Annotated in this window: 7 protein-coding genes and 3 pseudogenes; 3 read left to right on the top strand and 7 right to left on the bottom strand. The window is 63.2% G+C overall.

Annotated features, from left to right (window positions below):
• Positions 1-125: 125 nt before the first annotated feature.
• The gene (locus tag AC0V7N_RS35140) at positions 126-1,076 is read right to left on the bottom strand and encodes an IS481 family transposase (protein WP_475457272.1); all 951 of its coding nucleotides are present in this window, start codon (positions 1,074-1,076) and stop codon (positions 126-128) included.
• 149 nt (positions 1,077-1,225) lie between these two features.
• A complete protein-coding gene (gene hemA / locus AC0V7N_RS35135; protein WP_496627625.1) occupies positions 1,226-2,503 on the bottom strand; it encodes a 5-aminolevulinate synthase in 1,278 nt (425 codons plus the stop codon).
• Positions 2,504-2,781: 278 nt separating this feature from the next.
• Between hemA and galE the strand changes: the two genes are divergently transcribed.
• The 3 genes and pseudogenes from galE to AC0V7N_RS35120 all read left to right on the top strand — a co-directional run bounded on the left by galE (position 2,782) and on the right by AC0V7N_RS35120 (position 7,321).
• On the top strand, positions 2,782-3,777 hold the full coding sequence (gene galE, locus AC0V7N_RS35130; protein WP_475453471.1) for a UDP-glucose 4-epimerase GalE: 996 nt from the start codon (positions 2,782-2,784) through the stop codon (positions 3,775-3,777).
• Positions 3,778-3,882: 105 nt separating this feature from the next.
• Positions 3,883-5,132 (top strand): annotated as a pseudogene (locus AC0V7N_RS35125) (D-amino acid dehydrogenase).
• Positions 5,133-5,494: 362 nt separating this feature from the next.
• Complete coding sequence (locus AC0V7N_RS35120) at positions 5,495-7,321, top strand: alanine racemase (RefSeq protein ID WP_496627624.1); 1,827 nt, start codon at positions 5,495-5,497, stop codon at positions 7,319-7,321.
• Here the strand turns inward: AC0V7N_RS35120 and AC0V7N_RS35115 are convergent.
• From AC0V7N_RS35115 to AC0V7N_RS35095, 5 genes and pseudogenes are all read right to left on the bottom strand, one after another.
• Positions 7,322-8,697, bottom strand: a pseudogene (locus AC0V7N_RS35115) (FGGY-family carbohydrate kinase).
• Positions 8,694-9,011 (bottom strand): L-rhamnose mutarotase, encoded by a 318-nt coding sequence (gene rhaM, locus AC0V7N_RS35110; RefSeq protein ID WP_475453465.1) that lies wholly within the window; start codon positions 9,009-9,011, stop codon positions 8,694-8,696. Before rhaM ends, AC0V7N_RS35115 begins: the two are co-directional and overlap by 4 nt.
• On the bottom strand, positions 9,011-10,006 hold the full coding sequence (locus AC0V7N_RS35105) for an ABC transporter permease (RefSeq protein ID WP_475453463.1): 996 nt from the start codon (positions 10,004-10,006) through the stop codon (positions 9,011-9,013). Before AC0V7N_RS35105 ends, rhaM begins: the two co-directional genes overlap by 1 nt.
• Entirely contained in the window at positions 10,003-10,980 is a 978-nt protein-coding gene (locus AC0V7N_RS35100; protein WP_475453461.1) for an ABC transporter permease, read from the bottom strand. The genes AC0V7N_RS35105 and AC0V7N_RS35100 overlap by 4 nt, the downstream gene beginning before the upstream one ends.
• Positions 10,977-12,517, bottom strand: a pseudogene (locus tag AC0V7N_RS35095) (sugar ABC transporter ATP-binding protein). Before AC0V7N_RS35095 ends, AC0V7N_RS35100 begins: the two are co-directional and overlap by 4 nt.
• Positions 12,518-12,601 lie beyond the last annotated feature (84 nt).

Below are 12,601 nucleotides of genomic sequence, written 5' to 3'. Positions count from 1 at the left end.
GCTCCGCCCTAGGATGACGACGGACGGACTGCCTCGGACAATCTTCAACGTTTGTGATTATCGGCTGACAAAATGGACTTCGTCATCCTAGGGCGGAGCAGTCGCGAAGCGACGTCGCGGAGACCCTAGGTGTTTAGTCCTGGCGTTTGATGGGTTGGGTCGAGTCGGAAGCGTTTGGGCTCTTTTTTCCAGATTTTGCAGATGAACTCATAAGGTGTGAGCCCTTTGAGGGTCTTGAGCCTGCGGGCGAAGTTATAGGCTGTTAGGAAGTCGGCGAGGTGCCGGCGCAGTTGATCGTGATCGTCATAGTGGAAGCGCGTGACGGTGGCCTCCTTGATGGTGCGGTTCATCCGCTCGACCTGGCCGTTTGTCCAGGGGTGATTGATCTTGGTAAGCCGGTGCTCGATGCCATGATCGGCGCAAACGTCGTCGAAGACATGCTGGGGGGCATGGCGGTCGCAACTGCGATTGGTGAACTGGATGCCGTTGTCGGTCAAAATGGTATGGATGACATAGGGCACGGCTGCGATCAGATCCCGAAGGAACTGGACCATCGTGATCTTTTCGGCGGTCGCATGCAGCTGGGCATAGGCGAACTTGGACGTCCGGTCGACGGCAACGAACAGACGCAACTTGCCCTCGGCGGTCTGCACCTCGGCGATATCGATATGGAAATAGCCGATCGGATAAGCCTCGAACTTCTTCTTGCTCGGCTTGTCGGCGCCCGTCTGCGGTAACCGCGAAATGCCATGGCGCTGAAGGCAGCGATGCAATGACGAGCGCGTCAGGTGTGGGATCGTCGGCTGAAGGGCATATAGACAATCATCGAGCGGCAGCAACGTATGTTTGCGAAAGGCGACGATGGCGGCTTCCTCTTCGAGCGACAGCACTGTCGAGCGCGGCTCTCTGGGACCGGTCGGCAGATCGGCGGTCGAGGTTCGGTGCCGCCACTTCGCGACCGTCTTCGGATCGATGCCATAGCGCTTGGCGAGCTTCTTCAGGCTCTCTTGACTATTTTGTATTGCTCGACGGGTTGCCTCTGTCGTCGTGGCCCGGCCGTGTAGAACCTGTCCCATAGTGCCTCCTTCCATTCGGAAGAAAATATCACACCATTAAAGCCAGGGATCAAACACCTAGGATCCATTCCGTGACCTTGGAGCCCTGCAGCGCTGGAGAATGAGAAACAGCGATAGACGGAGCGCGGCCCGCGCCCCGACGCCCGCAATTAGCCGCCCGACTTGGGCACCAGCAGCGGAACGATCCGATCGCTCTTGGCGACAGTGGGCCGGCCGGCGGAGCCGTAAGGAATGCCGAGCGCATCCCAGGTCTCGACCAGCGCGTCCTGCAGTCCCGCGATCAGCGTGTCGGAATGGAAAGGCGTCGGCGTGATGCGTAGCCGCTCGGTGCCGCGTGGCACGGTCGGGTAGTTGATCGGCTGGATGTAGATGCCGTGCACGCCAAGCAGGCGATCGCTGGCCATCTTGCAGAGTTCCGGTTCGCCGACCAGCAGCGGCACGATATGGGTTGGCGATTCCATTACCGGCAGGCCGGCCGCCGACAGGATCTGCTTGGTTCGGCTCGCTTGCCGTTGCTGCGCGTCGCGCTCAGCCTGCGAGCGCTTCAAATGGCGGATCGATGTCGTGGCCGCGGCGGCGATCGCCGGCGGCAATGCCGTGGTGAAGATGAAGCCCGGCGCATAGGAGCGCACCGCGTCGATGACCGCACTGGTGCCGGTGATGTAGCCGCCCAGCGTGCCGAACGCTTTGGCGAGCGTCCCTTCGATGATGTCGATGCGGTCGGCCAGGCCCTCGCGCTCGGTGATGCCGCCGCCGCGCGGCCCGTACATGCCGACGGCATGGACCTCGTCGATATAGGTCATGGCGTTGTAACGCTCGGCGAGTTCGACGATCTGCCTGATCGGCGCGATGTCGCCATCCATCGAATAGACGCTTTCGAAGACGATCAGCTTGGCGCGCTCGCGCCCCGCCGCCTGCAACAGGCTTTCCAGATGCGCGACGTCATTGTGGCGGAAGATTTTCTTCTCGGCGCCCGAGCGCCGCACGCCTTCGATCATCGAGGCGTGGTTCAGCTCGTCCGAGATGATCAGGCAATTGGGCAAAAGCCGCGCAATGGTCGAAATCGACGCTTCGTTGGAGACGAAGCCGGAGGTGAAAACCAACGCCGCGTCCTTGCCGTGCAGGTCGGCAAGCTCATGCTCGAGCTCGACCAGTGGGTTCGAGGTGCCGGAAATGTTGCGGGTGCCGCCGGCGCCCGAACCCATCTTGCCGGCCGCTTCCTGGAACGCGGCGATGACATCGGGATGCTGGCCCATGCCGAGATAGTCGTTGGAACACCAGACGGTGATTTCCTCGGCACGGCCATTGGAGCGCCATATGGCGCGCGGAAACTTGCCCGCGATACGCTCGAGGTCGGCGAAGACACGATAGCGACGCTCCGCGTGGAGCTGATCGATCGCTTCTTCGAAGAACCGCTGGTAGTTCATGTCGGCTTCCCAATTTTGCGCGGGATCATAATCATTGCCCTATTGGTCGTCCACCGGGCCATTTTGGTCAAAATGCCACGCCCCGCACCTGTTCCTAACGCTGGCGGATCGTGGCCTATTCCCACTCCACGACACGCTCTGTGGATCACTTTTGTTTCAGCACGATGCCACATTTGGTGAACACCGGTTACCAAGGGTTCTAATGGCCATGCGCCAGGCTTTCCAGTAGAGCGGTGTTTGAGACAGTTTCCGATAAATCTTGAGATGCGAGGATGCGGATGACGGTTTTGGTGACAGGCGGTGCCGGCTATATCGGCAGCCACATGGTCTGGGAATTGCTGGATGCCGGCGAAAGCGTGGTCGTTCTCGACCGGCTTTCCACCGGTTTCGAATGGGCGGTGGCACCGGAGGCAAAGCTCGTCGTCGGCGATGTCGCCGACAAGGAATTGGTCGGATCGATCATCCGGGACAATCATGTCGACGCCATCATCCATTTCGCCGGTTCGATCGTGGTCCCGGAATCGGTCGCCGACCCGCTTGCCTATTACGAGAACAACACTTCGAAGACGCGCACGCTGATCGAAACCGCTGTGCGCGAGGGTGTGCCCAATTTCATCTTTTCTTCGACCGCCGCTGTGTATGGCGGCGCCGGGCTGGAGCCGGTGCGCGAGGATGCCCGTCTGGCGCCGGAATCGCCTTACGGCCTGTCCAAGCTGATGAGCGAATGGATGCTGCGCGACGCGGCGACAGCGCATCCCATACGTTACACCGCGCTGCGCTATTTCAACGTCGCCGGCGCCGACCCGAAGGGCCGCACCGGCCAGTCGACGCCGGGCGCCACCCATCTGATCAAGGTCGCCTGCGAGACGGCGCTCGGCAAGCGCCCGTTCATGCAGGTGTTCGGCACCGACTATCCGACGCCGGACGGCACCTGCATGCGCGACTATATCCATGTCAGCGACCTGGCGGCGGCGCATCGCCTGGCCCTGCAGCGGCTGCGCGCCGGGGGACAAAGCCTCGTCGCCAATTGCGGTTACAGCCATGGCTATTCCGTGCTCGAGGTCATTGAAAGCGTGCGGCGCGCCTTTGGCCATGATTTCGAGGTGAAGATGGGCGACCGGCGTCCCGGCGACGCGGCGGCCGTGGTCGCCAATTCGGACCTCGCCCGGGCGGAACTCGGCTGGACGCCGCAACGCGACGACCTCGACCAGATCGTCGCCGACGCGCTCGCCTGGGAGCGCATCCTGACCAGCAAGAACTCCGCGCGCGGCTGAGCCAGACCTTCCCGAGGGCTCGCAAGGCGCGCGGTGACGCGCGCTATGGAAGCAGTCGCGACACGGCGTGGAGGCGCCGTGCCGCGAACAGCTTTGGGGGATGGCATGAAGATAGTGGTGCTTGGAGCCGGCGTTGTCGGTACGGCGGCCGCTTATTATCTGGCCGCCGATGGCCACGAGGTCACCGTGATCGAGCGCCATCCGGCGCCGGCGCGCGGCACCAGCCAGTCCAATGCCGGCCTGGTGTCACCGGGCGATGCCACCGCCTGGGCCTCACCGGCGGCGCTGAAGACATTTTTGCGCGCGCTCTACAACCATGATCTCGGCATCAAGGTCAGGCTGCGCTTCGATCCCTATTTTCTGGCCTGGAGCCTGCGCTTCCTGCGCCAGTGCACGGTGGCCCGCCTGCGCGCCAACAGCCAGGTCAAGCTGCGCCTGGCGCTCTATTCGCGCGACTGCATCAACGCCATCTCGGCCGACACCGGCATCCATTATGACGAGCGTAAGAAGGGCATCCTCTATTTCTTCCGCTCGCAGCACAGCCTCGACACCGGCACCGACAACTACCGCTATCTGGCCGAGCATGGCCTGCCGATCGAGATCGTCGGCCGCGACCGGCTGGTCGAGCTGGAACCAGGGCTTGCCGGGTGAAGGAGAAGATCGCCGGCGGCGTCTATTCGCCGATCGACCAGACCGGCGATTCCAGAATGTTCGTCGACAATCTCGCCGCTTATGCGCGCGAAAAGCTCGGCGTCAAATTCCTGTTCGACACCACGGTCGAAGGCCTCGATATCGACGGCGACCGCGTGCGTGCGGTGATGACCTCGGCCGGGCCGGTCACAGGTGACGCCGTGGTCATCTCGATGGGGCCGGAAAGCGGCCTGCTCGGCCGCCGCTATGGCATCGACCTGCCTGTCTATCCAGTGAAGGGCTATACAGCGACCATTCCGCTGGAGGACGAGAGCAAGGGGCCGACCATGGGCGGCGCCGACGAGGACCAACTGATGGCCTATTCGCGCCTTGGCAATCGGCTGCGGTTGGCGTCGACCGCCGAATTCACCGGCTTCGACCGCACCCACAAACCCAGCGACTTTGCCACCATGTTCCGGACCGGCAAGGATCTGTTCCCTGGTGCCTTCGACGAGAAGAAGGCGGAGCTGTGGGCGGGCCTGCGGCCAATGATGCCGAACTCCGTGCCGGTCATCGGCCAGGCGAAATACCGCAACCTTTACCTCGACACCGGCCACGGTCATGTCGGCTGGACCATGGCCTGCGGCTCCGGCAAATTCCTGGCCGACCTCGTTGCCGGCCGCAAGCCCGAGATCGATCCGCAGGGATTGGTCTACGTCAACTGAGGGAGCACTAATCGTCGTGCTGGCATCGAGTCCATTCTCCCTGCACCCATTCAGCAAGCCATCCGCGCTCAAGCTGGCCAATCTGTGCCAGATTGTCCTGTCTTGCGGTCAAATGGCCGAAACCGACGACTTCGAAATCTCCGCAGTCCGCGGGGTGATCATGTTCGCCGCACGTCAGTTGCCACTCACCATCGGAATGATGAACGACCAGTGTTACCGGCCTCTCCGATCGAAAGACGTGCCCACACACAATTGCTCTGGTTTCCAACATTGAGACCGTCACCGCGCCAAGTTTGCCAAGTTTTGACGACGATCTGGACGATGCATCTGACTGACAGATTCTACAAACCCTGAGTGAAAAAATGTCGGGACCGCAAGTCGCCATCGACCTCGGCCGCATCGAGCGCAACGCCCGCACCATCGTCGATCGCTGTGCACTTTCGGGCATCAAGGTGTTCGGCGTCACCAAGGGCACCTGCGGCATGCCGCAAGTGGCGCGCGCCATGCTGCGCGGCGGCGTCGCCGGCATTGCCGAATCGCGTTTCGAAAACATTCGCAGGCTGCGCGACAGCGGCATCAACGCGCCGATCATGCTGCTGCGCAGCCCGCCCATGGCACGCGTCGAGGAGGTGGTGCGCACCGTCGACGTCAGCCTGCAATCGGAACTCGCCACCATTCGCGAGATTTCGCGCATCGCCGAGCGCATGGGCCGCGTCCACGACATCATGCTGATGATCGACCTCGGCGATCTCCGCGAAGGCATCTGGCCGAGCGACCTGATCCCCACCGTCGAGCGCATCCTCGAGTTCAAGGGCGTGCGGATCGCCGGCATCGGCACCAATCTCGGCTGTTTCGGCGCCATCATGCCGACACCGGAGAATCTCGGACAACTCGTCGCCCATGCCTACAAGACCGAGCGCCTGTCGGGCAAAAGCCTCGACTGGATATCGGGCGGCGCCTCCTCGTCGCTGACGTTGCTGCTCGAGGGCACACTGCCGGCCGGCATCAACAATCTCAGGGTCGGCGAGGCGATCCTGCAAGGCGGCGTCGAAACCTTCCGCGATATGCCGTGGCCGCAACTCGAGCCCGACGCCTGCCGCCTGACCAGCGACATCATCGAGGTCAAGCTCAAGCCGTCGCGGCCGATCGGCGAGTCCGGTTACGACGCTTTCGGCAACCAGCCTGTTTTCCCGGACGAGGGCGACCGGCTGCGTGCGATCGCCAATATCGGCCGCGAGGACGTGCTGGTCGAAGGGCTGACGCCGATCGCAAAAGGGATACGCGTGCTCGGTGCGTCCAGCGACCATCTGCTGCTCGATGTGCAGGACGCCGATCCGCGGCCCACCGTCGGCGACCGCGTCGCCTTCCGCATGAGCTATGGCGCCATGCTGCTGGCGATGACCTCGGAATATGTCGAGAAGGCGCCGATGCATGACGTCGCCGACTTTTCCGGTCGCAAGATGGTGTCGATCTCGGCCGAACCGGAAGCCACCGGCATCCTCGCTCGTGAGGGAACCGGCGCACGGCTGGAGGCGATGAATTTCGACGTCGTCGAACTGGCTGATGTCGAGCGGCCGCCTTCCGGGTTGATCCGGCTCGCCGCTGGCGCCGATCGCCGCGTCGCCCACAAGGCGCTGACCGCGACGGCGCGCGCGACCCATTCTTTCGGCCTGATCTGGATCGATTCCATCGCCGCCCTGATGCCGGAGGAAGAGGACGGCATCGACCTGCCGGAAGCGTCGGTGCTGGCCCGGACCCTCGGCCTCGATCACAAGGCCGGCGCGCTGCAGCCGCAGCTGTCGCCGGAAAATGTCGTCATCGTCGGCCTGCGCCATGCCGACCCGGCCGAGGCGCGGGTGCTGAAGGATTCGCGGGTGTCCGCCTTCACCATGACCGACATCGACGCCATGGGTATGCGCGACCTGATGCATGAGGCGATCCGCATCGCTACCTCGGGTACGCAAGGTTTTCATGTCAGCTACTCGCCGACAGCAACCGAGTTCGCCGGCTGGGCGGCCGGCTCCGGCGGCCTGACGGTGCGCGAGACGCATCAGGCGATGGAGGCGATAGCGCTCTCCGGCGGCCTGCTGTCGATGGATGTTTCTGACATGACCGCGGATCTGGAGCCGCGGATCGGCACCGACACGGTGAACTTCGTCATGTCGGCCTTCGGCAAGCGGATCCTGTGATCAGCCCCGTGCGTCGACCGCCGCGCGCCAGGCGCTGACGTATTCGGCCCAGACCGGCTCGGTTGGCGGCTCTATTCTTTCGCCCTTGCCGTGCGTCGTTACCTGATCCGATGCCAGCAGTGCTGCGCCGATGCTGGTGCCGGTGGCGGCCTCCGATGCGACGACGCTGCGTGCGGTCGCTGCCGCCAGCATGCCGACAAACAGCCGGTTGCGGGCAAACGGGCCTTCGACAGTGGTTGGGCCGTCGGCGCCGATCAGATCGAGACAGGTCGCCGTCATCAGCGCCAGATAGAACGAGATAGCAGCAAAACGCTGGCCGATGTCGATGCCGTCGGCATCGAGCCACGTCGCGGTATGGTGCGGGAACGGCCCTGACCCTTGCTGGGTCGACGGCAGCAGCAACGTCTTTCGCGCCAGCACGGCGCCGATATCGTCTTCGGTCCAGGTCTCCGGCGGCCCTTCCGTCAGCACGGAAAATTCGCGACCGCCCATGAAGCGGGCCGAGGGGACGGGTCGCCCAGCGCATTGACATTGACCAGCGTATCGCGCGCCGGGTCTAGCTTGACCGTCCTGCCACCCACCGCCATCGATACCACCCATGTGCCGGTCGAGACGACCGAGAAGGGCGGCGTGTCGGACAGGAGATGCGGCAGCAGCGAGGCGTTGGAATCGTGCAGGCCGCAGAACACCGGGGTTTGCGGATCAAGGCCGATTCGCGCGGCAAGCGCCGGCAGGATTGGCCCGAGTCGCTCCCTGGCCGGCCGCACCGGTGCCATCAGGCCGCGCCAATCCAACCGATCGACCAGCGACGAAAAATCCGCTGTCCACGGGTTCCACAGATCGGTGTGGCAACCGAGCGAGGTCACTTCGTTGGCAGCGACGCCAGTCAGGCGCAAGGCCCAGTATTGCGGGTACATCAGCAGCGCGGTGGCCTTGGCGAACTCAACCGGGAAGTTTTTCTGTTGCCAGAAGAACTGCGCGCCGAGATTGAGGCCGAGCGGCAGGCGTGGCGTCCCGGTTTCAGTGAAGGGCGGGCGGATCGCCTCATAGTCCGCCGTCAGCCTATCCGGGCCATCGAACTCGTAGTCGAGCACAGGCAGCATCAGTTCGCCCGAAGCATCGACCAGCGCGCCGGTTGCGCCATGGGTAGTGATCGAAATGGCGTCGATGCGCTGTTGGCGGTTGAGGCTGGCCAGGCTGTCGAGGATGAACGTCCACAGCGCCTCGACATCGTGATGCGGGTAGGGCGCCTGCCGCACCGGCGCATTCGCCATGCGGCGCAGCGCCACCTCGCTCAGCGTAACGAGATCGACCAGCGCCACCTTGGCGTTGGTCTTGCCGATGTCGATGACGGCGATATGGCGCAGAGCACTCATGCCATATGGAACATTGTTTCCAGGGGCACGGCCAGCGGCTCGTTGTCCGGTTTAGTTTCCATGATGTCGGCCATATCAGCCCACCAGCGCTGCATCACCGGATGCTTCGGCAGGTCGTCCATGCCATGGTCGTCGCGCCGCCACAGCACGCCGAACAGGATGTTGGTTTCCTCATCGAGATGGATCGAATAATCTGACAGGCCGGCCTGCTTCAGCAGCGCGACCAGTGATGGCCATATCTCGTCGTGGCGCCTCCTGTACTCGGCCTTCATGCCAGGCTTGAGCTTCATCTTGAACGCATATTTCTCAGCCATCAGCGTCCCCCGCGCAGACGCCGCCAGACGATCGGCAGCGCGATGACGATGATCAGGAGCAGGCCGATGAAGATCGACATGACGATGCCGGGCACGTTGAGCAGACCGAGCCCGAATGTCACCAGCCCCATGATGAAAGCGGCAAGCACGACGCCGACAATACTGCCGGCGCCGCCCAGAATGCTGACGCCGCCGAGCACCACCATGGTGATGACTTCGAGCTCATAACCTTGCGCGATCGACGGCCTTGTCGAGCCGAGGCGCGAGGTGATCAGCACCGAGGCGATGCCCGACATCAGTCCGGTCAGGCAAAACAGGATGAATTTGATACGGCCGACGCGCACGCCGGAAAATTGCGCCGCGACCGGGTTGTTGCCGATGGCAAACACGCGGCGGCCGAAACTCGTGCGGTGCAGGAGGAACCAGTAAACGACGGCCGCGATGAGGAAGAGCACCAGTTCGAACGACACAACCCACCAGACGTAACCCTGGCCGAAGAAGGCGAAGCTTTCCGGATAGCCCTTGTAAGCCTGGTCGCCGAGGATGATGAAGGCGATACCGCGGAACAGGCTCATCGTGCCGATGGTGACGACGATGGAGGGCAGGCCGAGCCTTGTCACCAGCAGCCCGTTGAAGGCACCGCAACCGAGCCCGACGACGATGCCGATCAGCACCAGCACCGGCGTGCCGGCGCCGGCCTGCACCGCCAAGCCCATCATGGTCGAGGCGAGCGCGATGATGGCGGCGACCGAGAGGTCGATCTCGCCCGAAATGATCAGCAGCGCCATGGCAAAGGCGATCAGACCCTTCTCGGTGAAATTGAAGGTCAGGTCCGACAGCGAATAGGGGTCGAGGAAATAGGGCGAGGCAAAGCTGTTGATGGCGAAGATGGCGACGGCCACCACGACCAGTAGCGCTTCCCAGGAAAAGATCGCTGACGAGAGCGGCTTGTCGAGCCGGTCGGGGATGTGGCGCGGGGCAGGGATGTCGGTCATGCCGCCTCCACTTTTCGCAGGATGATGCGGCCTTGCTGGCGTTCGCCACGTGCATTCAGCACGACGGCCAGGATGATGGCGCTGCCCGAAATCGCCATCTGCCAGAAGGGCGAGATGTTGATGACCGGCAGCGCGTTGGAGATGATGCCGAGGAACAGCGCGCCAAGCACCGCGCCGCCGACCGAGCCGATGCCGCCGGCGATCGAAATGCCGCCGATGACACAGGCGGCGATGATGTTGAGCTCATAGCCGTTGGCGACTTCCACCGAGGCGATCACGTAGCGCGATATCCAGAGGTAACCGGCAAGGCCGCCGATCATGCCGGAGATGCAGAAGACGATGAATTTCGTCCGGCCGACATCGATGCCGGTATAGACCGATGCCGTCGGGTTGACGCCGATGGCATGGATCGAGCGGCCGAGCGCCGAGCGCGTCATCAGCACGAAGAACAGCGCGATGACCAGGATGGCGATCCAGGACAGCACAGGAATGCCGAGAAAGGCGGCGCGCTGGAAGCCGATGAACTCCGGGCTCATCTTGTCGGCATTGACCCAGGCGCCACCGGACAGGACGAAGGTGGCGCCGCGATAGATGGTCAGCGTGCCCAATGTCACCACGATCGAGGGGATGTTCAGCCGCCACACCAAAAGGCCATTGATGGCGCCGAGCACCAGCCCGACGGCGAGCGCAATGACGATCAGCAGCGGGATCGGGATCGCCGGGTGCGCGGCGTTCAGCATCGCCACCACCATGCCGGTGAAGCAGAGGTTGGAGGCCATCGAAAGGTCGATCGAGCGGGTCAGGATGACGACCATCTGGCCAAGCGCCAGGATCATCAGGATCGAGGTGTCGTTGAACACCTGGCGCAGATTGCCGGGGTCGGCAAAGGCCGGAAAGCGCGTCGAGATCAGCCCGATCAAAACGATGATGGCCGCGGCCAGCCAGATTTCGCGATACTTCAGAAGAGCCTTCATGCCGCGATCCCCGCTGCGGTCCGGACCAGAGTTTCGGCGTCGAGCCCCTTATTGTCGTAGACCGCCGCGACAAGGCCTTCGCGCATGACGACGACGCGGTCGGACATGCCGAGAATTTCGGGTAGTTCCGACGACACCATGATCACCGACAGGCCTTGTGCGACGAGCTCGGCCATGAAGCCGTGCACGGCGGCCTTGGAGCCGATGTCGATGCCTTTTGTCGGCTCGTCCAGGATGATCACCTTGGGTGCGGTTGCCAGCCATTTGGCGATGACGATCTTCTGCTGGTTGCCGCCCGACAGCGTGCCGACATCCTGGCTAAGTGAGGAGGCGCGCAAGTCCAGCCGCTCGGTGTAGGAGCGGGCGAGCGAAAACTCCTCCGACAGCCGCAGCAGGCCGGATTTCGAAGTCCGCTTGAGCGAAGGCAGCGAGACATTCTGGAAGATCGGCAGGCCGATCACCACGCCTTGCTTGCCGCGCTCTTCAGGCACGTAGACGATGCCGGCTTCGATCGAATCCGCCGCCGATTTCGGCGCGATCACCTTGCCTTCCAGCGTGATCGTACCGCCTGAGGTGCGGGTGATGCCCGATATCGCCTGCATCACCTCGCTGCGGCCTGCGCCGACCAGGCCGTAGAAGCCGAGGATCTCGCCCTTGTGCAGTTCGAAGCCGATGTCGTTGAATTCGGTCGGGTGCGACAGGCCAGAGATGGAGAGCACCGGCGCGCCGATCTCGGCCTTGCGCTGCGGAAAGATGTGGTCGACCGAGCGGCCGACCATCATGCGCACGATCTGGCTCTGGCCGGCATCCTTGATCAGGCCTTCGCCAACCATCTCGCCGTCGCGGAACACCGTGTAGCGGTCGGCGATGCGGTAGATCTCGTCGAACTTGTGGCTGATGAACAGGATCGCCTTGCCTTCGCCCTTGAGGAATTCGATGAGCAGGAAAAGCTCCCCGATCTCCTTCATCGAAAGGGCTGCCGTAGGCTCGTCCATGATGACGATCTGCGCGTCGATCGACATGGCGCGTGCCACCGCGACGAGATGCTTGTTGGCGATGCCGAGATCCTTCAGCCGCGCATCGGCGTCGATATGGCCGGCATGCATGGTGTCGAGCACTTCGCGCGCATTTTTGCGCATCGTGCGCCAGTCGATGGTGCCAAAGCGCGAGCGCGGCGCATGGCCGAGAAGATGTTTTCGGCGACGCTCAGATCGTCGAACAGCACGGTTTCCTGATGGATGGCGGTGACGCCATGGCCGAAGGCGGCATGCGCGCTGGGCAGAGTGACGGCCTGTCCGTCGATGCTGATCGTACCCGCGTCGGGCTGGTGGATGCCGGTCATGATCTTGACCAGCGTCGACTTACCGGCGCCGTTTTCGCCGATCAACGCCGTCACTTGGCCGGGATAGAGCGACAGGCTGACATTGTGCAGCGCGCGCACGCCGGGAAAGCTTTTTGAAATGCCGGACAGCGTCAGGCGTGGCGTGGAGGTCGCAGGCCCCTCCTTCACCGTGCCGTGCTGGGCTGTCGTGTCCATGGTCGTATCAAGCCCTGAAACTAAGGTCCGTTTAAAGTCGCGGCGGGACGTGAGCCCCGCCGCGACAGTTTGAGAGGGGTCCAG

It is taken from the genome of Mesorhizobium kamtschaticum (assembly GCF_056174585.1).
The sequence above is the reverse complement of the archived record's forward strand: the minus strand, read 5'-3'. Positions and strand labels throughout refer to the sequence as shown.